General features: G+C 67.6%; 26 protein-coding genes. 3 read left to right on the top strand and 23 right to left on the bottom strand.

Annotation, left to right across the window (positions count from 1 at the left end; genetic code table 11):
- The first annotated feature begins 116 nt into the window (after positions 1-116).
- On the top strand, positions 117-572 hold the full coding sequence (locus tag A5785_RS17910) for a hypothetical protein (RefSeq protein ID WP_064868141.1): 456 nt from the start codon (positions 117-119) through the stop codon (positions 570-572).
- 64 nt (positions 573-636) lie between these two features.
- On the opposite strand, the gene A5785_RS17905 is transcribed toward A5785_RS17910, so the two are convergent.
- The 9 genes from A5785_RS17905 to A5785_RS17870 form a co-directional block, all read right to left on the bottom strand.
- On the bottom strand, positions 637-1,209 hold the full coding sequence (locus tag A5785_RS17905; RefSeq protein WP_064868138.1) for a hypothetical protein: 573 nt from the start codon (positions 1,207-1,209) through the stop codon (positions 637-639).
- A gap of 76 nt (positions 1,210-1,285) precedes the next feature.
- Positions 1,286-1,699 (bottom strand): hypothetical protein, encoded by a 414-nt coding sequence (locus A5785_RS17900; protein ID WP_064868135.1) that lies wholly within the window; start codon positions 1,697-1,699, stop codon positions 1,286-1,288.
- A 58-nt stretch (positions 1,700-1,757) separates the two neighbouring features.
- Positions 1,758-2,750 (bottom strand): hypothetical protein, encoded by a 993-nt coding sequence (locus tag A5785_RS17895; protein ID WP_064868133.1) that lies wholly within the window; start codon positions 2,748-2,750, stop codon positions 1,758-1,760.
- Positions 2,743-3,381, bottom strand: coding sequence for a hypothetical protein (locus tag A5785_RS17890; protein WP_064868130.1), 639 nt, complete (start codon positions 3,379-3,381; stop codon positions 2,743-2,745). The genes A5785_RS17895 and A5785_RS17890 overlap by 8 nt, the downstream gene beginning before the upstream one ends.
- A complete protein-coding gene (locus A5785_RS23375) occupies positions 3,378-3,533 on the bottom strand; it encodes a hypothetical protein (protein ID WP_156528129.1) in 156 nt (51 codons plus the stop codon). Before A5785_RS23375 ends, A5785_RS17890 begins: the two co-directional genes overlap by 4 nt.
- Positions 3,530-3,823, bottom strand: coding sequence for a hypothetical protein (locus A5785_RS17885; RefSeq protein WP_064868128.1), 294 nt, complete (start codon positions 3,821-3,823; stop codon positions 3,530-3,532). The genes A5785_RS23375 and A5785_RS17885 overlap by 4 nt, the downstream gene beginning before the upstream one ends.
- Positions 3,820-4,242 carry a hypothetical protein gene (locus A5785_RS17880; RefSeq protein ID WP_064868126.1) on the bottom strand — a complete coding sequence of 141 codons (423 nt, stop codon included), beginning with the start codon at positions 4,240-4,242 and terminating at the stop codon, positions 3,820-3,822. Before A5785_RS17880 ends, A5785_RS17885 begins: the two co-directional genes overlap by 4 nt.
- On the bottom strand, positions 4,239-5,054 hold the full coding sequence (locus A5785_RS17875; RefSeq protein ID WP_064868124.1) for a hypothetical protein: 816 nt from the start codon (positions 5,052-5,054) through the stop codon (positions 4,239-4,241). Before A5785_RS17875 ends, A5785_RS17880 begins: the two co-directional genes overlap by 4 nt.
- 1 nt (position 5,055) lies before the next feature.
- On the bottom strand, positions 5,056-5,244 hold the full coding sequence (locus tag A5785_RS17870) for a hypothetical protein (protein ID WP_064868122.1): 189 nt from the start codon (positions 5,242-5,244) through the stop codon (positions 5,056-5,058).
- Positions 5,245-5,352: 108 nt separating this feature from the next.
- Here A5785_RS17870 and A5785_RS17865 point away from each other — a divergent pair, with 108 nt between their 5' ends.
- The gene (locus A5785_RS17865) at positions 5,353-5,607 is read left to right on the top strand and encodes a hypothetical protein (RefSeq protein ID WP_064868120.1); all 255 of its coding nucleotides are present in this window, start codon (positions 5,353-5,355) and stop codon (positions 5,605-5,607) included.
- Complete coding sequence (locus A5785_RS17860; protein WP_064868117.1) at positions 5,604-7,055, top strand: type IV secretory system conjugative DNA transfer family protein; 1,452 nt, start codon at positions 5,604-5,606, stop codon at positions 7,053-7,055. The genes A5785_RS17865 and A5785_RS17860 overlap by 4 nt, the downstream gene beginning before the upstream one ends.
- A gap of 65 nt (positions 7,056-7,120) precedes the next feature.
- Here the strand turns inward: A5785_RS17860 and A5785_RS17855 are convergent, their stop codons facing one another.
- The 14 genes from A5785_RS17855 to ssd form a co-directional block, all read right to left on the bottom strand.
- A complete protein-coding gene (locus tag A5785_RS17855) occupies positions 7,121-7,510 on the bottom strand; it encodes a hypothetical protein (RefSeq protein WP_156528123.1) in 390 nt (129 codons plus the stop codon).
- 71 nt (positions 7,511-7,581) lie between these two features.
- Positions 7,582-7,824: a hypothetical protein gene (locus A5785_RS17850; protein ID WP_156528120.1), complete on the bottom strand. Its 243-nt coding sequence runs from the start codon at positions 7,822-7,824 to the stop codon at positions 7,582-7,584.
- Positions 7,825-7,846: 22 nt separating this feature from the next.
- Entirely contained in the window at positions 7,847-9,874 is a 2,028-nt protein-coding gene (locus A5785_RS17845; protein ID WP_064868108.1) for a hypothetical protein, read from the bottom strand.
- A gap of 766 nt (positions 9,875-10,640) precedes the next feature.
- Positions 10,641-11,537 (bottom strand): DUF2637 domain-containing protein, encoded by an 897-nt coding sequence (locus A5785_RS17840; protein WP_064868098.1) that lies wholly within the window; start codon positions 11,535-11,537, stop codon positions 10,641-10,643.
- Positions 11,521-11,772, bottom strand: coding sequence for a glutaredoxin-like protein NrdH (nrdH, locus tag A5785_RS17835; protein WP_064868096.1), 252 nt, complete (start codon positions 11,770-11,772; stop codon positions 11,521-11,523). The genes A5785_RS17840 and nrdH overlap by 17 nt, the downstream gene beginning before the upstream one ends.
- Positions 11,769-12,434, bottom strand: a complete 666-nt coding sequence (locus tag A5785_RS17830; protein WP_064868094.1) for a hypothetical protein — start codon at positions 12,432-12,434, stop codon at positions 11,769-11,771. The genes nrdH and A5785_RS17830 overlap by 4 nt, the downstream gene beginning before the upstream one ends.
- Before the next feature lie 42 nt (positions 12,435-12,476).
- Positions 12,477-14,885, bottom strand: a complete 2,409-nt coding sequence (locus A5785_RS17825; RefSeq protein ID WP_064868092.1) for a bifunctional DNA primase/polymerase — start codon at positions 14,883-14,885, stop codon at positions 12,477-12,479.
- 79 nt (positions 14,886-14,964) lie between these two features.
- On the bottom strand, positions 14,965-15,459 hold the full coding sequence (locus tag A5785_RS17820; RefSeq protein ID WP_064868091.1) for a hypothetical protein: 495 nt from the start codon (positions 15,457-15,459) through the stop codon (positions 14,965-14,967).
- Positions 15,460-15,528: 69 nt separating this feature from the next.
- Positions 15,529-15,732: a hypothetical protein gene (locus A5785_RS17815; RefSeq protein ID WP_156528117.1), complete on the bottom strand. Its 204-nt coding sequence runs from the start codon at positions 15,730-15,732 to the stop codon at positions 15,529-15,531.
- Between the two features lie 715 nt (positions 15,733-16,447).
- Complete coding sequence (locus tag A5785_RS17810) at positions 16,448-18,178, bottom strand: recombinase family protein (RefSeq protein WP_064868086.1); 1,731 nt, start codon at positions 18,176-18,178, stop codon at positions 16,448-16,450.
- Positions 18,179-18,411: 233 nt separating this feature from the next.
- On the bottom strand, positions 18,412-19,020 hold the full coding sequence (locus A5785_RS17805) for a type II secretion system F family protein (protein ID WP_064868083.1): 609 nt from the start codon (positions 19,018-19,020) through the stop codon (positions 18,412-18,414).
- Positions 19,017-19,859: a type II secretion system F family protein gene (locus tag A5785_RS17800; RefSeq protein WP_064868080.1), complete on the bottom strand. Its 843-nt coding sequence runs from the start codon at positions 19,857-19,859 to the stop codon at positions 19,017-19,019. Before A5785_RS17800 ends, A5785_RS17805 begins: the two co-directional genes overlap by 4 nt.
- Positions 19,856-21,070 (bottom strand): TadA family conjugal transfer-associated ATPase, encoded by a 1,215-nt coding sequence (locus A5785_RS17795; RefSeq protein ID WP_064868077.1) that lies wholly within the window; start codon positions 21,068-21,070, stop codon positions 19,856-19,858. The genes A5785_RS17800 and A5785_RS17795 overlap by 4 nt, the downstream gene beginning before the upstream one ends.
- On the bottom strand, positions 21,067-22,128 hold the full coding sequence (gene ssd, locus A5785_RS17790) for a septum site-determining protein Ssd (protein WP_064868181.1): 1,062 nt from the start codon (positions 22,126-22,128) through the stop codon (positions 21,067-21,069). Before ssd ends, A5785_RS17795 begins: the two co-directional genes overlap by 4 nt.
- Between the last annotated feature and the right edge of the window lie 352 nt (positions 22,129-22,480).

Raw genomic sequence — 22,480 nt, 5'->3', positions numbered from 1 at the left:
CCCCGCACCGAGATTCGGTGCGGGGGTCTTTAGTTGCCCCGCAGGGCGGGGCATAGTCGTGTCGTAAGCGAAGCCGGGAGGGCGAAATGTCATATCGCGCGACTACCCTGATGCCCATGACGCGAGACGAGCTGGTGACCCGACTCTGGCTGGCCATCTGGATCGTTGACCAGGTCGGTATCCGCATGCAGCGACGGCGCGACCTGCGCGCGACCCAGCAGACGAGCGCGGTCGCCGACGAGCTTGCACGAATCGATGTCGAGCTGGGTCGGCTGCGTTCGCAATACGCCTCTGCCGCAGGCGGACTCATTCCCACGGGCATCGTCGACATAGACACTTTGACCGCGGTGACCATGGTTATCGAGGAGGGCCGGGCCAATTCCGTCCTCGGCGCCATCCGCGTGCTGCGCGAGGACGAACAAGCCGCCCTCGATCGTGCGTCAGACCGGCGCGTCGCGGCCATTCAGCGCGACGCCGACCACCAGGCGCGCATGTCCGCGCGCCAGGCCGCCTACGCCGACGCGCGCCGAGTGCGTTGGGCCATAGAGGATTTCGGGCGCACACTGCGCTGATCCCAACACACACAGAGCCCCGTCACCATGTGGTGACGGGGCTCTTGTCTCGGTCGACGGGGTTCTATCGGCCGAGGCCGTCCCGCTCTGGGTCGTCCTCATCGCCGTCGTGCTCGCTGACCATCGCGGCGAGTCGGTGCTGCGCCGACGACGCCGCGGGGGACATGCCGCTGGTCGATGTCGGGACGGTCGCTGGCCTCGCTTCCGGCGACGCCTCCCACGCGTCGAGCGCGGAGCCGCCGCCCTCCACCTCGGTCGAGGCGAGGAAGTCGCGCACGTCATCGGCAGCCTCAGGGCTGATGCTTGTGGCGCCGAGGCCGAGGTCCGGTCCAACCGGCCGACCCTGTAGCTCTTGCCGCGCGGCATATTCCGCGGCGAGGGTGCTGCCGCGCAACGACTTTTGCCGCTGCATCCACAAGACCACGACCGCCGCGCCGATGCCGATTAGAGGATTCGACTCGGTGACACGACCGACGAATTGAGCACGCGCCATGACCTGCTCCGCGTTCCGGTGAGCTGCGGACTGCGAACGGGCGTCCGCCTCTGCCTGGTCGCGCTCTTGCTGCCGCGCAGCATCTGCCTTGGCATTCGCCGTGGTCCGCTGGGCGTTGATGAACTCGTTGAAGTCACTCGGCATCGGGTTTCTCCTTCGTTGTCGGTGTCACCACGCACGGTACCGATCTCGCAATCGGTACCGTGCGTGGTTGGGGTGGTCAGCAGTAGACGCGGTGCAGGGTCAGGTGCGAGATCGACTCCGGGCTGTTCGCGTGCCCGCCGATCGCCAGCGATGGCTCGGGCGAGTCCGCCAGCACTGCGACCGGACCGATGCCCGGAATCGTCGCGGTCGCGCTCGCGAAATCGGCGTTCGGCGTGCGGTGCAGCGTCCCACGTGCACCGTTGAGCGACACGGTCTGGTCGGTGATCACAACACGGCCCGTCGGGATCGCAGCGATGGGGTTACCGAGCGGCGAGACCGGATTCGGGATCTCGCGGACGGCGTCGAAGCAGCCCACGCCCGACGGCAGGAACGGCTGCGCCGACGCGGTGGCTGCGGTGACTGCGCCCAGGGCGATGGCTCCGGCTGCGGCGATTCCGGCGACGGCGGCGGTGATCTTGTTGAGGTTCATGGTTTCTCCTGTATGTAAAGGTATCGAATATCGTTGTGGCTGAGACGGATTGGTCGGACTACTTGCTCGGTACTGCGCTGCTGCTGACGCTGGCTCCGCCCTCCTGTCCCGTCTCTGCTCCGTGGGATGTGTCGACCCTCTCCAGGCCGAGCTTGAGGAGGCGATCACCCGCGATGGCATAGACGACCCCGTCGGCCTTCGTGGGCTTGAGCAGGGCGAGCGAGGTCGGCTCGTCATCATGGCCGTCGTCCACCACGAGGTACTGACCCTCTGACACCGTCTCGCACGCACCCCGCATGTCCCGGTCCGTGCCGTCACCCATGCCCTCGCCGAGGATCGCCGGGTCGCCGCTGGTCGCCACGGTGACCTTCCACCAGGCCGACTTTCCGCTCTGACTGTCCACCGACGTCGTGGAGATGTAGACACCCATCCGCGAGTCGCTGAGCTGGAGCATCACCAGTTCGCGCGGTTGACCGTTGTCCGCCTTGGCTTTCCGCGCGACGAATCCGGCGGGCAGCGCCGTCTCGGCGAGCTCGCGGAGCTGGTACGCCGGCTTCTCGCCCTGGCCATCCCACTGAGCCCTCGCCAGTTCGTCGGTGGGGCAGATCATCCCGGTGATGCGCTGGCCGATACGACTCCGCTCGGCCGACTGCACGACCTCGCTGGACTTCGCCACCGCACTCGACTTGATCGCCGAGGCCTTGCTCGACACACCGGCCCGGATGTCCTGGACGGTGTTCTTCTCGCCGACCGCGTGCATCCCGTAGGCGACCCCGCCGCCCACCAGGACCAGCATCGCCGTGACCACCGCAAGCAGCGCCTTTGGCACCGGTCGACGCTCGCTGGGCTTCTTGTCCACAGTCGGCGTCGATGCATGTGCCGGCTCTGGCTCAGCGGGTACAGCAGCGGGTACCGGGGCCGGAGCAGCAGCGGGCTGCTCATCGGTGACGACCTCGTAGACCTCCCGGCCTGCGGCAATGCGCGCGACGGCCTCGGCGCGGGTCAACGGGTTGCCGTGCCCGTCCTCGTAGTCGGGGTGCTGATCAGACATCAGGGATCTCCTTCACGACGCGTCGCCGCGTCCGCTGGTTCGATGCCGGCGCCGGCTCTGGCGCTGGTGGTGTCGGTGTCGGTGTTGCAGTGGGCTGGGTCTGCACCTGGACCGCGACCGATGCCGGCGCAGCGCTCGCGCTCTCCACCAAGCCGAATGCCCGGGCCGGTTCGACGTAGCGCATGATCCACCCCGGCGCCGCGGCGAAGCCGCCGACGATCGCGAAGATCCCGGCTGTCAGGACGACGTTCTGGAACACGCCCATGGCCGCCAACACCGCCGCCCGCAGCAGCGCGAACCCGACCCCGGCAGCCAACGCCATCAACGCGATCTGCCAGACACGGCGGTCGGCCTGGATCTCGCGCCAGTCCTCCAACCATCCCGACAAGTCGCCCAGGATATGTCGGCCGTACTGCTTGCCGGTCTTCCGGTTCGGTCGAGTGAAAATACCTGCGCGCCAAGCCATCTTGAAGAACTGGATGATCGCGAAGCACAGGCCCGCTGCCGCCGCTTCGGCGCTGCTCTGCGCCACCGTCGCCACGACCGCGCCGACGCCGGCGAAGACGATCACGGCACCGAAGAAATTGATCATCTCGGTCACACCCGACGGCGCCGGGTGATGCGTACTCATCGCTGCTTCTCCTTCTCTGTGTCGTCGTCCGCGTCGGTGTCGATGTCGGGAAGCACTGTCCTGATGACAATCGTGCCCGGAATCGGTTGTGTGACAGGCAGTTCCGGCTCCCCGTCGCACATAGGGCCGACCAGCTCAGCGAGGGCGCTCATCTGTATCGCCGCCACTGCCGGGCCTCTGCACGCCATCGGGCCTGGTGCGCCAGCCGCTCTGTCAGCAGGCCGACGACCTCGTCCACCGTGGCGCACTGCGCCAGCCGCTCCAGCACCAGCGCCACCCCGGCATCGAGCACGGCGTCAAGGTACGGGCGCACGCCCGCCCGGATGGTCGGGTGCAGGTCGTCGGGCGCAATACTGCCGCGCACGATGCCCTCGGCCATGGCTTCCCAGAACCCGCGCCCGATCGGGCTCGGCGCCGTCTTCGTTCTCGTCTCCGCGGTCATCGCCGGTCCTCCTCTTCCCGCGGCGGGTGGCGCCGCGACCAGTCCTGCACATATCGCCGGAAGGCCTCAGCCCGGCCCTCGGACCAGGCCCGCAGGCGGCCCGGAAGTGCGGCGAATCCAGCGCGCACGCCCGCACCCCGGTGCCACCGCCACAGGGTGCGCAGCACGTCGACCACACCACTGAGCACCAGCGCGCCCAGCGCGGCAGCGACGACGATGCCGGCGGCGTCGTCCAGCCAGCCCTTCACCGCCAGTACGGTGATCGCGGTGGCGGTGACAGCCACCGCACCCACCGACCAGCACAGCAGCGCACGGGTGTTGCTCGGTCGCTTGCCGGTCAGGTCCTCGTACTGGTCGGCCAGCCACAGCTCGGCCTCTTGGGTCTTCGTCACCTTGTTCTCCTCGTTGTTGTTGCTCACCGGATCTCCTCGTCCTCACCGGGTACGAATCCGGCCTCGTCGCCAATGCAGTCGTCGTCGAACGGCTCCGGCGGCACGTAGACCGGCAGTGCCGACGGGTCGTAGCCGATGTCGATCTTCTGGCCCTCAGGGATCTCCCTCCAGGTGCCGTCGGCGTTCTGCTTGCTCGGCTCGACCGCCTTGCGCGGCACCGCTGCCCAGCCCCAGGCGTGGACGAAGTAGGCCGTCGCGCCCAGCGCGATCACCAGCTGCCACGACGCCCACGACGTAACCCATTCGCCGAAGCTCAGATCCGGCCATAGCATCGGGAAGCGCGGGATCAGTTTCAGACTGGGACCGGTCAGCAGCCCGAGGAACCACAACGCCGCACCCACGACTACCGCGGCGGTCGCCCATGGCGACCACCACAGCCGACCGATGCGCGGCGAGCACCGCTCCATCAGCCAGTAGATCCCGCGACCAGCGCCGACGCCGACGCCGACCAGCGCTGCGACGACGGCGCCGAGTGCGCCCATCGCGATCATCCTGGACAGACTCTCCCCGGCATCCTGCTCGGCCAGCGCCCGGCGCCACCACGGTGGCACCACGTCGTCGCCGGTCGTCGCGGCACCCACGCCGATGCCCGAACGCGCACGGCGATCGGCCTTGCGGCTCAGCAGCTGCGACCGACGGCGCCGGGCACTCGCGGGGCGCTCTCCCTTGGCCAGTTCGCGGGAACGCTCCCGCTCCCAGCGGTATTCGAGCGCGCCGGGCAGCACGGTCAGCCGATCGGCGACGGCGAGCGCCCGATCACGCAGGTCATTGATCCGCATGTCAGCGACCGCCGTTCAGGCAGGCGTCCAGTGCCGCCCGGTCAGCGGCCGGCAGGCATGCCACCACCCGGTCATAGGTGGTCTGCGTTCCCTCGCGCACTCCCACCGGGCCCGCGAACGACCATCCGATGACGAAAGGGATGGCCGCGACCACCAGGTAGCCGAGGATCTTGAAACCGATCTTTCCCATGTCTATACACCCTTGTTCGGCATTGTCGCTGTTCGAATCGCATAACTATGCGGCTATGCGCATGGCTATACAGTACGCTGTAGATGGATCCCCGACAAGAAGGAGACGATGATGATGGCCCGACTGGAGACGCACCAGCAGGTGCCCGTGACCCCGCAGGAGCGCGCCGAGCTGCGCGAACTCGCTGCGGCGCACGGTATTTCGCCGGGAATCTTCGCCCGGGCACTGCTCATGCACGCCTGGAGCCTGCTCGGCGACCCCGACGTGAACGCGTCCATCGAAGCCGAGAAGGTCGCTACCGCAACACGATCGAGCGAGGCCGCGGCGCACGCTGCCCGCACCCGGTGGGGAGGAAAGCCATGATCGGACGCAAGCAGCACGCTCCCGCACAGCCACCACGGCCGGTGTCGCCGCCGGACGAGCCCTATGCCGGCGTGCTCATCGAGGACGTGCCGAACGACCCTCAGGCCGTCGACGAGCGCAATGCCGGACGCAGACGGGGCCAGCGGGCGGCGACCGGACCACACCTGCTGGTGAGCTCTGTCACGGGCGCGGGCAAGTCAAGATCCGTCCTTGGCGTCAATGTCATCGCTTGGGGCGCAAGACCTGTCGTGTGCGTCAGCTCGAAAGGTGATCTCGCCGAGCTGACCATCCGACAGCGTGCCGCCGTCGGCCCGGTATACCTCATGGATTTGTCCGGTGGTGAGGTCCGCGACTCCGAACTCAAAGATATCCCGGTGACCCGCGTGCAGGCGGACCTCTGCGCACTGATCCACGACGACGACTCCGCGCTCCACATGGCCTCGCTGCTCATGGAGGTCGGCGAGCTGGGCGCCGGCAACGGCGCCGGCAGCAGCGGCGACTCCGCGACATGGCAGACCTTGGCGCGCCGGCCCTTCGCCGCGCTGCTCCAAGCCTCAGGCTGGTACGAGCACCCGGACCGGGGCCTGACGTGGGGCGGCGGCGCTCGCTGGGCAGTGGACGCTGTCGAGAACTCCAGCACCCCCGAACCCGCCGACGAGGCCGAGGCCAAAGCCCAACGCGCCGATCTCGACAGCCCTTCCTGGGACGTCGCCTACAAGCGCAACCTGATCCAGGGCAGTTGGCACGCCAACAGCCTGCTCAGCGCCCAGCGCCTCGACCCGCGTCAAAGGGATTCGATCGGGATCAATATGCGCAACGGCATGAGCTCCTGGGCCGAGCGGGCCATCTCCGACCACGACCCCAAGAAGGTGCCCCCGTTCCGGCCCGAGATGCTGTCCGAGCACCCTGGCGCGACGCTCTACATCGTGGCCCCGCTGGGCGGCCCCGGGGCGTCGGCGGCCACCGCCGTCCTCACCACGATGGTGGACTATTGGCGCAAGCGGGTCGGGTCGCTGCCGAGCCTGCTCATGGTCATCGACGAACTGCCCAACACGGCGCCGTTGCCGAGGTTGGCCAATTGGGTCGGGGAGGCTCGCGGCCTCGGCATCCGACTCTGCGTGGCCGTGCAGGGGACCTCGCAGTTCGAGCCCCGCTGGGGCTCAGCGGGGCTGAGAATCTTGCGCGACACGTTCCCCGCGATCCTGCTGCTGCCCGGCGCTCCGGAACCCGAGCTGATCGAGCGGGCGGCCTGGTCGGCCGGCAAGACGCAGCGCGGCACGTCGTCGCTGGACGCCACCGCCCGGGCATCGCAGTCCCGCGAGATGACGGCCGCCGCCGAGGAGGCCGAGCTGGTGCCGAAGCGGCGCGGCGAGGCCCGCCTCATCATCGCCGGCACCCCCGGAGTCAAGGTGCGCGTGCCCGACATGAGCGATCTCAGAGGCATGTGACGCCCGACCCCGACAGCAGCAGACCCCGGTACCGATCGCCGGTACCGGGGTCTGTTCTTCTCTGCTCACATCGACTGCATCTGCACCTGGCCCTTGGACTTCTCGGCCTGTGACTTGATCGCAGCACGGTTCTTGTCCAGATCCTTGTTCGCTTTGTCGAGCTTGTCCTGCAGCTCCGACGTGCCGGCGCCCTCACGGCCCCGGCGTCCAGCGGCGCGCGACTGCTCAGCCTTCTCCGCGGCCTCCTTGGCAGCCGCCTCACGCGCCTCACGCCCGCGCTGCGCTGCCCGCTGCTGCTGGCGCCGCGCGGCACGGAACTCCTCGCTGCTGCTCGCCTCCTCGCCGTAGCGCTGCGCGATCAGGGCCTCGCCACCGGGGCGGCTGAGCAGATCGCGCATGTGGGCGACGCGCTCGACGTCGACTTGTCCGGCCTGTCGCTGACTGTCGGTGGCCATCGATCGCTCCTCGTCCTTGGCGCCGATCGCGGCGATCAGCGATGATGCCAGCCTACTAGATGATTATGCGGCTATGCGCATACACCAGTCAGGATTCCTCGGTCTCGTAGATGTGATCGGGCCGCGCGCCGATACTGCCGCGCGAGGTCGCGCAGTCGCGCGGCCTCCGCGCGCTGGGCGTCGGCGGTGTCGATGCTGCGCATGAACATCAGCGTGCCGAACCCGTGCTCGCGGGCCGCGCAGTCGTAGCGGTCCCGCGCGAAGCCCTCCAGCAGCGCCGCTTCCCGGTCGAGGCGGTCGCCCTCGGCACGCATCGCATGACTGTCGACGCTCACGTCATTGCCCCAGCCCTTCGTATCCAGCATCCTCGCCCTTGTTCTGCCCGGCGATCAGATCTTGGATCTTGCCGAGCGTGGCGGCGGAGGTGCGCTCGGCGGTCTCGCCCCGCTCCAGGCGCTCGCGCAGTGTCTCTGTGGGCACGGACTGCCGTGCCCGCACGTACCGCTCGGCGGTCTTCTCATCGACCCACTCGTCGACCGTGCGCGCGGTGCCGTCGGCGCGCTTGGGACCCTTGAGCGCGCGCATCGTGTCGAGCTTCGCGGCCGTCATGTCCTGGTTGGCCCGCTCCGGGTCATAGGCCTGCTCATGGACCTGCTCGATGTCGTTGAGCAGGTCCCTTGCCTCGGTCAGCCGCCGGTCGGCGCGCTCGCGGATCTCGTCGGTGTACGTCCGGATCTTGCGCACACCCTCACCCTCTTTCAGCGGGTATCTGGTGTGCTTCTCGCGAATCCGATCCGGGTCGGCGTCGAGGCCGCGGGCCTCGTTGCGCACCGCCTCCAAGTGCACGACGGCGTCCAGGATGGCCGCGTCCACCTCGGCCGACCGACGCTGCGCCGCCTTCGCGGCGTTGGCCTTGATCCGCTCGGACTCATCCTTCTCCTCGCGGGCCGTTTTCGCCTGCGCCTGCGCAGCCAGCAGCACGCCCGCCGCATCGGACCTCGTCTTGTTCGCTTCCTTGGTCGCCGCGGCACGGGTCGACGTGGCGTCAGCGGTAGCCCTCGACCGGATTGTCCCGGCCTCCTCCTCGGCCGCGGTCACGATGCCGGCCGCGCGCTCGCGAGCGTCGGCGACGAGCTGGTCGACCTCGGCCTGCGCCCCGGCCACGATGCCGATCGCATCGTTCTCGGCGTCGGCGACGGTCTCGGCCGCGCGCTCCCGCGCTTCCTCGACCAGCGCGTCGACGCTGGCCATGCGCTCACGCACAGCGGCCTCGCGCTGATCCAGCGCCGCGGACCTGGCCACTGCCGCCGTGTCGATCTCCGCAGCCACGACCGCCACGTCTGCGATACCGGCCTCGTACGCCTGCTGGTGTGCCTCGATCGCCGCCTCGTCGATCATCGCGGCCTCGACGCGCAGGGTCTGCTCGGTCTCGGCGACCTCGGTGCGCGAATGCTCCAAGTCCTTGTAATCCTGCAGACCGAGGTGGCGATCGTGGCGCTGCTCGTCGCGCTCGGGGTCTACCGCGTAACCGCGCGCGACCATGTACTCACGAAACTCCGCGTGATAGCGCTCCATCTTCGCCGACGGCCCCTCGCGCACCATCCGCTGCTTGCCGTCGGCATCCAGGATCGGCTGCCCGTCGTTGCCCAGCTTCGGCACCATCGCATCCTTCGGATGCCGACCAAAGGTCAGGGAGTAACCGTTGCGCAGGGCATCAGGGTCCTTCTTGCTCGGCGCTTCAGCGTACGGATCGCTCTCGATTTGCAGGTGATCTCGCGTTTCGTCACGGTTCCGGCTGTATCCGTGGATCGCCGCCTGCCCACCCGGAAGCAGCTGTGCCGTGCGTGCGAGGCAGTCCTCGAAGTATCTGTCCACGATCTCCTCGCACCCCGGCTTCACCCGGTAGCGGGGCTCCAGGATCGGCTCACCCTTGCGAGGACCGGAGGCGTACACCTTGGGCGCGCCGTCACGGTCCACGGCCTGATAGTGGGTGCCGTCCGGTTCGAGGTAGGCCCACGGGCAATGAAAAACCGTCGTGACCATGTAGCGGTTGCCGTCCTTCAATCCCGGCTTCAGGTGCGCCACACGCCTGTCGCCGTAGGCGACGACCTCCTCGATATGGCGCGTCGGGCGGAAGCCACCCGCGCCGTCATTGACCATGTCGATATTCAGGTGAGTTTTCGCGGTGTTGATCGCGGGGTTTTTCCTCGCGTAATACGCCACGGCATCGGACCCCGCGGTCTTGCGCTGCGCCTCACGGGCGATGCGGCGTCGCGACTGCTGGTTGTTCGCCGCGCCGTCGCTGCCGTAGTTGTCCCACGACATCGACGCGGCGCTGCGCTTGCCGCTCTCGTCGCCTGCCATCGATGCCTCCTCGCCGTACTCCTCGGTGGTCCGCCGTCTGTCGTGTCGGGGCCCTGCTCCGCTATCGCTGCGCCGCCCACCACGCCCGCCGGCGCAGAAGTCTTGCCGCTGCGGTGGATACCGGCTTCGCGGTGGGACCCTGCTCGCACGCTCGCCGCCCACCACGAATCCTACCGCATACCCCCCAGGGGTATCAACCTTCGCACCAAGACTTCCTAAGCGCCGTAGGAAGGGTGGTCGCTGCGCTCCCGACTCGCTGCGCTCGCCCTTCCCCGTCGTCCGGGCCTGGCGGCCCTAGCTCTCGCAAAACTGCACCGGGCCTTCGGCCCGGTCGGGAGGGAACGGCGCTGCGCGCCTCCACCGTTGGCCGGCCTCAGACACTCGCTCGCTCGCGTCCGGGCAGGCCACCGCGGGCGGCACCATGACCTCGCCCGGGCTGACCTACTCGGCGCCCGGGAGGTGGCGATGCCGCAGATGCCCGGCCCGGGTCGGCCCCGGGATCACCGGCGGCGCCGGGTCATCCCAGGGATGATGCACGCGCTATTCTGAGCTCCGGAATCACTGTCGCGGTGGGCGTCTCAGTTCTCCAGCGACTAACTATGTCGCGCCGCAATACTTTCCATTCCGACTAACCACGACGGCCGCGCGGAACCACGCATGACCGGCCCATCGACACCACCGTCGAGGCGGTCATGCTCGACGCGGACCAAGAGACTCCCGCCGGCCACTGGCAGGCGGGGGGTCTCCAGACACGGACCCAGCTGAGTCAGACCACCGCGACGAGACGTTCCGCTTCCTGGACGTACCGCGCCGCCGTGTTCGGCGAGACGCCCGCCAGCTCGCCGAGCTGGCGCTGGCTGGCACCACCGCGGTGGGCGGCGATCAGCTCGCTGAGCACGTCCACGCCGATCTTCGGATTCAGCTCGCGATGAGCACGCTCAGCGAGACTGCGCACATCGCCGCCGGTCTGAGCAGGCTGCTCAATCTGCTCAGACTGAGCGCTCTGAGCGATGCTCAACTGAGCACCGTCGGCCGACTGCGCAGGCTGCTCAGCAGATTGAGCAACAGGGGTGCTCAGGTGCTCAGTCGCCGTCTGCGCAGCGTGCTCAGATGCCTGCGCAACCGGATCGAGCGGCTGCACAGATACGAACTGAGCGCCTTCGTTGAGTGGCTGCGCAACCGTCTGCGCAACGGGGGACTGCTCAGCCACGGCTGCGCAGTGCTCAGTGTGAGCAGATTGCGCAGGCTCCTGCTGATCGGCCAGCCGCCGGCTGGCCATCACGACCACGATCGACGACTGCACGATCATCAGGTCGATGATCAGCGCGGCAAGGACAGTGAGCCAGCCGCCGGGCACGCCCGCCATCGCCGCCACGTCGCGGAGTGCCACGAAGCTCAGCACGAAGGCGAACCCACCGATGCACACCGCCAGCGAGCCGCACACGATCCGCACCCAACCGCTGAAGCTGCGCATCACCTCCACCGCGCTGTGGGTCGCCAGCAGCAGCGCCAGCGGGAACAGCGTCACGATCGCCACCCTCAGCCACGCAGGCAGCGAGTCCGTCCCCGCGTGCAGCGCGTTGCCGCCGACCGACAGCAGGACGAACAGAATCAGCAGACGCAGATGGTGCTTGCGCCCGTAGTCCTCATGATCGCGGTTCATGCCGCCACTCCCTTCTTGTGCCCTTGATCCGGTCGGGCCGGAATCCCGACCAGTGCGCGTCGCCAGCCACGACCACCGGCGCACTCAGGTAGCCGAGTGACATCACGTAGTCACGGGCCTCGTCGTCGGCGCTGATGTCAACGATGTCGTAAGCCACGCCGAGCTTGTCGAGTGCGTGCTTGGTCGCCATGCAAGGTCCGCAGCCGGGTCGGCTGTAGACGGTGATGGCGGTCATGCCGCACCGCCGTAATACCGCGCACGATCCTCGTCGCGGGCGATGTCGGCGTCGATCCAGGCGTCCAGTTCGATGGCCCGATCGATGTCCTCGTCGGAGCTCGGGGGCACCGTACGGACGGCGGCGAGCTGCGCCGCCAAACGCACCAGGATCGTCCCGAGCCACTCCGCCTGACGTGATGTCAGCGGTCGACGCCGGTTGTACATATCGGTGGCGAAGCCGAATTCGCGAGCGGTGAGCAGGCCCCGGCGGTGCAGCAGCGCGATCCGGAATCGGCTCAAATCCCGCTTGAGGTCGAGCGCGCCGTGTTTTTCGACAGCGGTTTTCAGCGCCACCAGATTGGCGAGATCCGTCGCCGCAGATGCCATCACAGGATCGCCGAAATGGGCGATGCAGTCGCTACCGATCGGGTGCAATTCCACGCCGGTGCGATCGTCCACGATGGTGTAGAGATACCGCAGGTTTGGCTGCCCGCAGACGCACGTACTCGACGCGTCCTCGTCCTCGGTCATTCCGGCCACGCGCCAGCTGAGACGCGCCGCGGACCACGGCAGGCCGGATGCGGCCTCCATCGCGCGGACGAGGGACGTGCGCAGGCGCTGCCCGGTTGCGGCGTCGGTGATGACGTCGTTGCTGGCGTCGTTAGTTGCTCTGTCGTTCATGGCAATTCCTTCGTGTTTCGAGTCAAATTTCGGGGGTCTACATCACGCATCGGGGAGCGAAAACACCCCCGATCGGCCGTCGTGGATCAGCGCCCGACGCAACACCAACGCCTCCAGCGCGTCGGATTTGATGTCGCGATCCCGTCCGGCGATCAACCGTCCGATGTTGCCCTCGGTCGCTGGTCTGCCCTTGTCCGACAGCCGTTTCACGCCACGCAGGATCACACCGCACACCCGGTCGAGCTTTTCCGCGTACGCGCTGCCTTGGGCCGCGTCGCGCTCGATGCCGACGAGCTGGCCGCGTTCGATGGCCTCGGTGCGCGACGCCGCGGCCAACTCGTCGGCCACCTCCTGGCGTACGCGGTCGCTGTGCGCCATGACGATTCCCGCCAGCTCCCAGTCCTCCTCATTCGGCTCGATGCGGCCGTCGATGACGGCCAGTGCCGCCATCACCTTGAGGCGGGCGAACAACGCGTGACCGTCGAGGGCATCGCCTTCGCCGCGCTGACGGGCCACGTGGGCGTCGAGCACGGTATCGCGGGCGACCGCCGGGACCGGCATGGTCCACGGGTCGAGCGGCCATGCGTCGGGGAGTGCGAGCGGCCAAATTGGTGCGTCACTGGCCCGATCCCGACGAATCCGCGGGTCGGTCACGCGAACCCACACGAACCGTTGCGGCGTGCCGCCCGCCGCGTCACCGAGCAGGGCTTCCGCCCGCTGCGGCTGGACACCGACGGTGAGGCCCATTCGATAGCCGTGCGACCCGACGAGCAGAGCTTTTTCCTTCGTCGCGTAACCAAATCCGAGTTCCTCGCCCGACCAGCCATTGCGCAACTTGCCCATGAGTGTCGCGCCGTTACGCGTTCCCAGCGCGGCCAAGGTGTCGACCTCGGCGACCGAAAAGAGCACTGACCGGCGCACCCACACCATGTCGTTGGCGTCGGCCACCCCGTCCTCGCGGTCGCCCGGCGTCGCCCGGCGGACATACTGGTGCGCAAGACCCTCACCCGAGCCCACCTCGACCGCGCCGACCGTGGAATTATGCGGCACGAGCTCGCGCGCGACCGCCTCGCACGCGCCCTTGCCGCCGCCGGACGCGCCGACCATCGCGGTGAACGAATTGAGGCTCCCCGGACCGCCGATCAGGGGCGGCAGGGTCACCGTCCACGGGATCGTGCACGCCGCCCGCGTGGTCACCGACCCCAACACTCCCCACGGCGCCGCCATCCGGCCCAACGCCGCATCCCGGATATGCCGCAAGCTCGCACGCGAGCCCCAAAAATCATCGTCATCGGGCATAGCCGCCATAGCGGTCGGCGACGAGGGGGGAGGCGGTGGTGGCGACGCAGGTGCTGCCACCGCCGGAACCGGAACCTCGGCGTCGACCAGATCGACCAACTCGTCGAAGTCCACCGTCGGCGTCGCCGCGAGCAGCTGGTGTCCGCGCTCATTTGTCACCATCCGGCGAAACTCGCCGGATGCGCTCGACTCACTGCGGCCATCGCCAACGACAGCCGCCACGAAAGCCTCATGCAGCGCCAGGAGTGCGCTCCGCACGCCCGAGTGCCCATCCACGCCAAACCTCATCAGCGCCAGCACATGCCGCAACGTCGCGTCGTGCCGGCTGCCCGACCTCGACCGCAGGTCGGCCAACGCCTCGTTAAGACGCTTGGCCACCACATGATCGGGCTCGCCGTCGGGCAGCGCATGCAGCACCGCGGCCACGTCGACCTCGACGCCGGCGACCGATGCCACCGGCGCGGCGGTCAGTTCGGCGATCCATCGATCGGGCAACATCGGCAGGTCGCCCACGCACGGGATGTCTACCTCGGCACTATCGGCGTCGAACCACCGGTACCGCGCTCCCGAGGGGTGGATCGACGGGTACGCGACGCAATAGCGGTGGTGTGCTTGGACGATCTCCACGTCAGATTTGCCGTCGATCGTGAGTTGGCCAACCAAGCGCTTGCAGAGCGGCACCACGAAGAGTTGGATGCCGGACGCGTCGTCGGGGCGCGACGTGCTACGCACGGTGGGCGGCAATGGGCCCCAGGCGGATTCGGCCGCGGCGAGTGTGTCGCCGCCCCGTTTGGTGCCGTACGCATCCACGTCGATGCCGATGACACCGTCGGGCATCCGCAGTGCCAGATTTGCGTCCGCGTAGTCCTCGGTCCACGCATACACGTCGGCGTGGCTGGGCACCGTCGCGCCGTCCCCGGTGTACCCGCGCGGGGGTGGATACTTGCACCCACGCGGCAGAGGCAGAACGCTGTCCCACCCCGCATCGCGATATTGCAGCGCCGCCGCGCCGTAACCGGTCGACGTGTCCACACCGCCGTCGTCATCGCCGTCACTGTCGAAGCTGTCGTCAACAGTGTTATCGTCGTCATTGACAGCGTGTTCGTCGTCATCGAACGCGGCGTCGAGGTCGAGATCCCCGAGCAAAGTCATGATTCTCCCAAAGTGTCTGTCTGTCGGGTGACGAGGCGGCATCCCAGGCACGGGATGCCGCCTCAGCTCGTCTGAGTGCTCACTTCAGGCCCGCGTCCGGCGACCAGTCCGTCGGCGTCGGCGCCGGGGTCGGCCGGGTGAAGCGGTATTCGTATTCGCGGTACTCGTACTCGTCGCCGTTGGCGGCCACCGCGGCCTTCTTGCCGCCGTAGTGGACCGACAGGGCCACGCCCGGCCGCAGAACCTCCGAAATCTTCGTGGCCCCAGCGGTCTTCACCGCCTGGCCCAGAGCGATCTTTGCCCGGCCCCACGTCGGGATGTAGACGGCGCGCTCGCCGTCAGCGGTCTCGATCGTCACGACCACCTCCTGCTTCGGCTTGCCGTCAGGCCAATAAGCCGCCTGGCGCGTCCTGAAATCGCGTGCCTGACGGATCTCCACGTGGCCGATTGCGCCGGTCACGACGGTGCCGGGCGCGGTGTCGGCGCTGAATGCGCTTGGGGCGGCGGAGGAGAAGACCTTGTCGAGCTCGTCGAGCAGGTCCAGATCGACGTCGTCGGTGTTGGTGTAGCTCATGATGGTGCTCCTTCTGGGCATGACGGGATGACGAGGTGTTGCCTCGTCGGTGGGATGGGAGGGGGTTACTTAGCCAGCGGAAACTGTCCGAACGGCTACCGGGATTTCGTGCTGACCGCCCGGTGTGCGCCGGGCGCCCGGGATAAGGCCCGCGTCGAGATAGCGATACACGGTTTTCGCACTCTTGCGGATGATCCGCGCGTATTCCGCCGGACTCACGTACTCGATACCTTCGCGGATCACTGTCTCTTCCGCGGCTGTGGTCGTGCTCATAGCCTGTGCCTCCTCTCGGGGTGCTCGGCGGGGGTGCTCGGCGCTTGTCGTCCTGCCATCAGAGTGCCCCACCACTGCGACCATGTCCAGCACGGGCGGCAACACAAAACCCCAGGTCACGGCATATTTCTCACTGACTCAGGACCCGGTTGAATAACTCAGCGAATAACGGCGAGCCGCATGCAGAGAACCTCCCAGAGAAACCACCGACTAACGCGCAACATTGCGTTTCGCCAGGAAGAAGCATCCAATTCGAAAAGGCGACTAATCCCCGCCTTTCTCAAGGCCACAACCCAGCAGGCAACCGGACTTTTTCCAGGCTTTACCGCGTCGGTGGACATTGTTGGACATATGTGATATTCGTCACATTCAACGTTGAGCCGAGGGCGTCGCGCCGCGATCGGCCGGGGGGTCAAAATGTCTTGCTGCGTCACCGAGCGCCCGTTCGGTGGACACGGTGGACACGGTGGACACGGTGGACGCGGTGGACGCGAAAATGTCCACCGGGCGAGCTGTTCTGATATTTACCTGAAAAACTGGAACAGATCCAGGAACGTCAAACGGTATCCTGAGCAGGTATTATAAGAAATTCTTATGTAAAATATCTTTCGCCTCATACGCGAGGGAGCGGTGGTGGACGTTTTTTGCGGTGGACATGTCCACCGTGTCCACCGCTATGTCCACCGCCCTTGCGTCACCCGGCGCTGCGTCACCATCACGACTCCGGGTCGCTGTGCGCCAGCTCCTCGTGCGGGTCGCCGTGCTCCCATAGCACTCGCGCCATCGCATCCGGTAGTGCAGCCAGCGCCGGATCGTGGTGCGTCCAGGCTCCCGCGGCCCGCAGCCGCGCCGCCTCGGCGATCATCGCGCCGGGCAGCGCCGCGGCGTCGAGATCCGGCGCACCGATGTCGATCGCGAATTCATCGAGCTGCGTCCGTCCACCGGCGGTGTGCGACCGCCACGTCACCCGCACGCCGGTCTCCCGCAGCCACGCGGTGCGGGTCGCGAGGTCCGACCGTTCCCACCACGCCCGCACCGTCTCCCCGGTGCCCTCGTAGCGCCACTCCGGCGCTTCAATCGGCTTGGCCCGCAGCGCCTCCTGTCGTGCGGTCAGGGCCGCGATGCGCGCGTCCAGGCGCTCGCGCTGAGGTGTGCCGCGCTTGAACGCACCGGTGCCGAGCTGGTCCACCAGGTCCGCCAGCAGCTCGTCGACCTCGGCCAGCTCGCCGCGACTATCGTTGCCCGAAAACCAGACCCGCGTCATCCGCTCCATCGCGCCCAGCCGGTCGAGGATGCTCGCCTCCACCTCGGCGTCCGCCCACTCCAGCGGCACGGAACGGTTGTCGCACGGACCCTGGATACCAGCGGCCCCCTTCTTGTCCTGCGCGTAGGCGCACCGGTAGCGCGGCTTGCGGCCCGGCCCGCCCTTGAGCCGGTACGCCGGACGCCCGCACTCGCCGCAGAACAGCACCCTCAGCAGCAGCCCCGACTGCGTCGTGGCCGTGCGCTCCACCGACCGCGCGGCCAGCGCCGCCCCCACCTGGTTAAAGATCTCGCGCGTGAGAATCGGCTCGGCCCGCACCACCGGTGTTCCGTCGTCCCCGAGCACGACGAACTCCGGGCCGAGAATCCTGTGCCCCTTGCTATCCCGCTGCGGCTGACCCTTCGCGTCGAGCACCGGATCTCGGGTCACGATCTGGCCGAGCAGGGTCCGCGACAGCAGGCTCTCCCGCATCCGCCCACTGGCCCAGGCGAACTTCTTGACCTCGCGGCCCTTGATCTCGTTCATCCTGTCTTTCGGCGTCAGCACTCCACGCGACGTCAGGTCCGCCGCGATCGGTCGCAGCGGCTCGCCGGTCAGCACCCGTTCGACGACCTCGTGGATCACCTCGACCTGCACCGGGTCCTGCACGAGTTTCCATGTGCCGTCGACTTTTTCGGGCACGTACCCCCACGGCGCGATCCCGCCGCGCCACTTGCCCGACCGAATGTTGTGATGGGACGCTGATGCGTTCCGGGACGAGATCGCAGCCAGCTCCATCTCAGCGACCTTGGCGATCAACAACGCGATGATGTCGCCGAAGTCGTTGGACAGATCGAAGTGGCTCTCCGTCGCCGACACCAGCGTCACGTCCTGGCGCTGCGACCACTGGATCAGCTCCGATAGGTCGAACAGCCGGCGGGCGATCCGGTCGACCCGGTAGAACACCAGCACGTCGAACTCTCCGTGCCGGTCCCGCAGCCACGGACCCAACTCCGGGCGAGTGAAAGGTGTTGTCGCACCGGCACTTACGTCCAGGTCCTCCGCGATCCCGACGACGTCGTACCCTCGCTGCTCGCACAGTTCCCGGCACGCCTCCAACTGCCGCTCCGGCGATGTCGTGGCATCAGTGACTCGGCTAAGTCGTATGACGATGAGGGCACGCAGGGTTCGCTGTTTTCCCATGTTGCGGAGTCTACACAGGTATGAATACTAATCCATCGACTACTCTGCCGTACTCATGCCTTCGTCGTCGGTGATCAATCTGGTCAGGTTCACGTTGGTACGACCCGCGATTCGCTCGATTCCGCTTCGGGTCGCGTCAAGGATCTTCATGATGTGCCTTTCGGTTGAGGTGAAACTAGTTGGTACTGCACTGCTTTGACGTTGAGAACCCGCGCAGAGATCCATCGAGTTTTCTACAGACCAGAGAGTGTCGAGCCTGCGAGGCCGATCACAACCGGAACGATGCCGAGACACACGAACGCCGGGAGAAAGCACAAGCCGAGCGGCCCGCTGACCAGCACACCGGCCCGCTCCGCACGAGCAAGCGCTTCGTCGTGGGCGCGACGCCGGGTCTCGGCAGCGAGCTCACCTACCTGAGCCGACAGCGCAGACCCAGCACGAGCCGACCGCCGAGCGAGCATCGACAACTGTTCGAAATAGTCTGTGTCGGAGGACTTTCGGCGCGCGGACAGATCTCCCAGCGGCGTCGACCACGCGCGCTCGGGCTCGGCGCCGAGCTCAAGTAGCTCCGCAGTAGCGGTCAGCGGCTCCGCCAACGTCGCCGGTGCTGTCTGCGCGACCGCGAGTGCGGAGGCGGGGACCGTGAGACCCGCACGCAGACACACCGCGAACAGGTCGAGGCCTGCGGCAACGGCGAACGGATCGTCGACCTCACGGTTCCTGCCGAGCCACCGCGCTTCGCCCGATGGACGGTCCGGTGGCTCGACAACCCGATACAGCAGCCACCGTCGCGGCGGCAGGGTCAGCAACGCCACTGCGAGCAGCAACATCGCCACCGTCATCCGCGCACCACCTTGTCTGTGATGCGTTCGGTCCACACCATGCCCGCCGCGACGAGCGCCGTGCCGATCACCAACAGCATGCCGCCGAGACCTCCGCCGAGTAGAACCTGGATCGGGCGTGCGCCCGTCGCCTGGCCCAGCGCGATCCCGAGAAGCGGAAGTCCGGCCAGCACAACGGCGGTCGCGCGCGGACCCGCGAGACCTGCACGCGTGCGCTCGGTGAATGCGCGTCGCGCGGCGAGGTCGGCGCGTAGCGACTCGAGCAACTCCCCCATCGGAACGCCCGAATGCTCTGCGGTCCGCCACGCGACGGCGATCCGCCGCCACGAGCCCTCTGAAACCGAACTCCCGGAATCCGAACCAGACACGTGCCCTCGACCATCAGACACCTCGTCGACGACGACGCTGCCACCGAGTTCTGCGCGCGCAGCCAGGACGGTCAGCCCCTCGGCCACCTCCGATGGCACCTCTCTTCCCCGCGAGATCTCCTGCGCTGCAACAGCACATGCGTGAGCCGGCGGTGCTCCCACCGACAGCTCAGCGATCATCAGCGCCAGAGCGGTCAGCATCTCGTCGCGCTGAGTCTCGTGATCAGCCGCTCGACCCCTGCGCCGACGAAGCCAGACGACCAGTCCCACCGCAATCGACGCCGCCACAGCACCGGCGATCCCTCCGACGAGCAATGCCACCAACGGGGCACAGATCAGCCCAAAGGCACTCGGCTGCAACCGGGCCCACCGCGTCGCCGCCGTCCCCGTCAGCGTGGACATACGGTGCTCGACCCGACTCGTCGGCCACCACATCACCGCGACCGCAAGCGTCGCCAGCACGATACTCATGCGCGTTCCTCGACCATCGCGTCGAACACGGCACGATGGTCGGTGAATCCACTGTTGCGCAGCCAGATCGGCAGTATCGTTACCCACCCGTCGGCGTTCCGTGATACCAGTCCGATTTCGACAATCCCCCGCGCGCCACCGGCCGTGCGACTCACCCCGACAACTATTCGAACAGCTGCGGCAAGCTGTGAGTGCAAGGCTTCCCGGTTCATTCCCCCAAGTGCCGCAAGCGCTTCCATGCGGGCGGGAACCTCCGACGTCGAGTTCGCGTGCAACGTCCCGCCGCTACCCTCGTGACCAGTGTTGAGCGCGGTGAGGAGGTCGATCACCTCGGCGCCGCGAACCTCTCCGACGATGATGCGGTCGGGACGCATTCGCAGCGCCTGACGGACGAGAACACGCACCGGAACCTCGCCCATCCCTTCGACATTCGACGTTCGCGCGACGAGACGCACCACATGCGGATGCGCAGGGGCGAGTTCCAAGGCGTCCTCGACGCACAGCACTCGATCGGTCGGGGCCATCGCACCGATCAGCGCGTTCAGCAGCGTCGTCTTACCCGAGCCGGTCCCGCCGACAATGAGAAAGGCGAGACGTGCGGCGACCATCGCTTCGAGCACCTCGACCAACTCGGGCGGGACCACCCCCGACGCGATCAGTCCCGCCATATCCATTCCTGCGGTGCGCAATACCCGTAGCGAGATGCACGTGCCGTCCGCGGCCAGCGGAGGGATGACCGCGTGGAGTCGTACGGTGAGTCCGCGTCTGCCGAGTGAGGTGAGCTGGGCGTCGACCCACGGTTGCGCGTCGTCGAGACGTCTACCAGCGCCGAGCGCCAGCCGACTCGCGAGTCGTCGAACTGCCGCGTCGTCGTCGAAGGTGATACCTGTCGGTTCGAGACCACCGCCGCGATCGACCCAGACCCGCTGCGGTCCGACGACGAGCACGTCGGCGACGCCGGGCTCGGCGAGAAGCACTTCGAGTCGGCCCGCACCCGTCAGTTCGGTCTGCAGATGTCGCAGTGCCGCAAGCAGATCGGTGTCGCCGAGGACACCACCCGACTCGGCGCGAATAGCCTCCGCGATGACCGCGGCCGTCGGTTCGGCCGACTCCTTGGCGAGGCGTTCGCGCACCCGGTCGATCAGAGCGTCGTCGGAGGTCGCATTGGTCGACTGCAGCCGTGAAACTCTCTGTGGCGCCGCACTACTCATGATGCCGCCACTCGGGCGTCGGTGAATCGCGAGTACACGGCTGACGCTGCTCGGCCCAGCGGACTGCGCGGCGCGACCCGCAGGCGTCCGGCCTCGAGGCGCATGGCCAGGCGCGGGTCGGGTCGGCACGCGGCGATCAACGGCACACCGACGGCGTCGGCAACCTGAGCCGCTCGCAACCCGCCAGGAGACGGCCCGCGGATCACGAGCTCGACGCGTGGGCACGACGTCAACAATCGAGCGATCAGCAGACGTGCGGCGGCAGTTCCCGCGACAGTCGGTGTCGTCACGACCACCACCAACTCGGCCGACTCGGCAACCGCGCGGACCACGGGGGTATCGGCACGCGGGAGGTCTGCGATCACGAGGTCGCCATGAGCGCGACCGGCGTCTACCGCTGCGAGCACGGGCCCACGGGTGAGCGGTCGGATGTCGTCACGCCTACCGGTCACCAGCGCGAGCCTGTCGTTGTAGCGCGGCAACGCATTTCGGAGCGAGGCACCGCTGACCGCACCCTCGTCGAAGGACAGGTCTTGCCACCGGAGCCCTTCGCGCGCCTCCACTCCGAGCGTGAGATCCAACCCTGCCCCGAGTTCGTCGATGTCGAGGAGCAACACCCGCTCTCCGCTCTCGACGGCGGCGAGCGCGCTCGCGACGGCGAGTGTCGACGCTCCGGCCCCGCCGTGCGCCGGAATGAACGCCAACGCTCCTGCCTGGCGTGACGCCGGCAGCCGCAACTCGGTGAGAATCCGCACCAGGTGAGACTCGTCTTCTGGAAGAACCGCGGAGTCGACGGCGCCGAGATCGAGCGCACCGCGCCACGTCGCGGAAGCGGGTTCGGCATCGGAGATCAGCACGACGCCGCCACGTCGTGGCAGCGAGCTCGGCGCGAGTGTCGCGACTGCGGGCGGATCGAGCACGACCGCCCGCGTTCTCAGCCAGTCCCGTCTGCACTCACGTGCGTCGCCTGGGATCAACCGATATCCCGCTGCTGCGGCGCACCGGGCAACGTCGTCGTGCAGGTGTTCGGCCACGAGGGCGAGGAGGTCGTCGGACATGAACTGAGCATGCGTCGCATCGGTCGCCGGTACGCCCGCCACCGCAAGGAGTGGGCACATCTGTGGACTGAGGCGTGCTTGTGGATGAGACGCACGCGCGACTCGATGGGCGGTTCGATGTAAGCAGATTCACTATACTGAATCTGCTCAACAATGGTGTACGCTCATCACATTGATTGACCGCAGATTGACGCGTCCAGATCCGCCCAGCCCGGCGATTGAACGCGGCCACCCGCCGCGCCGAAAAATGAAAGACCCCAGACAGAGGACAACCCCGGCCAGGGGGGGGAGGGGGCCGGGGTTGTCGCGTTTCCTGTCTCTTATACACATCTGACGCTGCCGACGATCGCAT

Source organism: Gordonia sp. 852002-50395_SCH5434458 (assembly GCF_001665905.1).
In the GTDB taxonomy this organism is placed as follows: Bacteria; Actinomycetota; Actinomycetes; order Mycobacteriales; family Mycobacteriaceae; genus Gordonia; species Gordonia jacobaea.
The sequence above is the reverse complement of the archived record's forward strand: the minus strand, read 5'-3'. Positions and strand labels throughout refer to the sequence as shown.

What these genes read in the sequence shown, in the direction of transcription:
- A5785_RS17805 (WP_064868083.1), bottom strand. Translation starts at nt 19,020, where the DNA reads ATGACGGTGGCGATGTTGCTGCTCGCAGTGGCGTTGCTGACCCTGCCG.
- A5785_RS17850 (WP_156528120.1), bottom strand. Translation starts at nt 7,824, where the DNA reads ATGCGTGCCGAGGGCGACCGCCTCGACCGGGAAGCGGCGCTGCTGGAG.
- A5785_RS23375 (WP_156528129.1), bottom strand. Translation starts at nt 3,533, where the DNA reads ATGAGCGCCCTCGCTGAGCTGGTCGGCCCTATGTGCGACGGGGAGCCG.
- A5785_RS17885 (WP_064868128.1), bottom strand. Translation starts at nt 3,823, where the DNA reads ATGACCGCGGAGACGAGAACGAAGACGGCGCCGAGCCCGATCGGGCGC.
- A5785_RS17845 (WP_064868108.1), bottom strand. Translation starts at nt 9,874, where the DNA reads ATGGCAGGCGACGAGAGCGGCAAGCGCAGCGCCGCGTCGATGTCGTGG.
- A5785_RS17865 (WP_064868120.1), top strand. Translation starts at nt 5,353, where the DNA reads ATGATGATGGCCCGACTGGAGACGCACCAGCAGGTGCCCGTGACCCCG.
- A5785_RS17900 (WP_064868135.1), bottom strand. Translation starts at nt 1,699, where the DNA reads ATGAACCTCAACAAGATCACCGCCGCCGTCGCCGGAATCGCCGCAGCC.
- A5785_RS17840 (WP_064868098.1), bottom strand. Translation starts at nt 11,537, where the DNA reads ATGAACCGCGATCATGAGGACTACGGGCGCAAGCACCATCTGCGTCTG.
- A5785_RS17895 (WP_064868133.1), bottom strand. Translation starts at nt 2,750, where the DNA reads ATGTCTGATCAGCACCCCGACTACGAGGACGGGCACGGCAACCCGTTG.
- A5785_RS17815 (WP_156528117.1), bottom strand. Translation starts at nt 15,732, where the DNA reads ATGAGCACGACCACAGCCGCGGAAGAGACAGTGATCCGCGAAGGTATC.
- A5785_RS17890 (WP_064868130.1), bottom strand. Translation starts at nt 3,381, where the DNA reads ATGAGTACGCATCACCCGGCGCCGTCGGGTGTGACCGAGATGATCAAT.
- A5785_RS17825 (WP_064868092.1), bottom strand. Translation starts at nt 14,885, where the DNA reads ATGACTTTGCTCGGGGATCTCGACCTCGACGCCGCGTTCGATGACGAC.
- ssd (WP_064868181.1), bottom strand. Translation starts at nt 22,128, where the DNA reads ATGTCCGACGACCTCCTCGCCCTCGTGGCCGAACACCTGCACGACGAC.
- A5785_RS17905 (WP_064868138.1), bottom strand. Translation starts at nt 1,209, where the DNA reads ATGCCGAGTGACTTCAACGAGTTCATCAACGCCCAGCGGACCACGGCG.
- A5785_RS17875 (WP_064868124.1), bottom strand. Translation starts at nt 5,054, where the DNA reads ATGCGGATCAATGACCTGCGTGATCGGGCGCTCGCCGTCGCCGATCGG.
- nrdH (WP_064868096.1), bottom strand. Translation starts at nt 11,772, where the DNA reads ATGACCGCCATCACCGTCTACAGCCGACCCGGCTGCGGACCTTGCATG.
- A5785_RS17820 (WP_064868091.1), bottom strand. Translation starts at nt 15,459, where the DNA reads ATGAGCTACACCAACACCGACGACGTCGATCTGGACCTGCTCGACGAG.
- A5785_RS17810 (WP_064868086.1), bottom strand. Translation starts at nt 18,178, where the DNA reads ATGGGAAAACAGCGAACCCTGCGTGCCCTCATCGTCATACGACTTAGC.
- A5785_RS17870 (WP_064868122.1), bottom strand. Translation starts at nt 5,244, where the DNA reads ATGGGAAAGATCGGTTTCAAGATCCTCGGCTACCTGGTGGTCGCGGCC.
- A5785_RS17855 (WP_156528123.1), bottom strand. Translation starts at nt 7,510, where the DNA reads ATGGCCACCGACAGTCAGCGACAGGCCGGACAAGTCGACGTCGAGCGC.
- A5785_RS17910 (WP_064868141.1), top strand. Translation starts at nt 117, where the DNA reads ATGACGCGAGACGAGCTGGTGACCCGACTCTGGCTGGCCATCTGGATC.
- A5785_RS17860 (WP_064868117.1), top strand. Translation starts at nt 5,604, where the DNA reads ATGATCGGACGCAAGCAGCACGCTCCCGCACAGCCACCACGGCCGGTG.
- A5785_RS17800 (WP_064868080.1), bottom strand. Translation starts at nt 19,859, where the DNA reads ATGAGTATCGTGCTGGCGACGCTTGCGGTCGCGGTGATGTGGTGGCCG.
- A5785_RS17830 (WP_064868094.1), bottom strand. Translation starts at nt 12,434, where the DNA reads ATGAACGACAGAGCAACTAACGACGCCAGCAACGACGTCATCACCGAC.
- A5785_RS17795 (WP_064868077.1), bottom strand. Translation starts at nt 21,070, where the DNA reads ATGAGTAGTGCGGCGCCACAGAGAGTTTCACGGCTGCAGTCGACCAAT.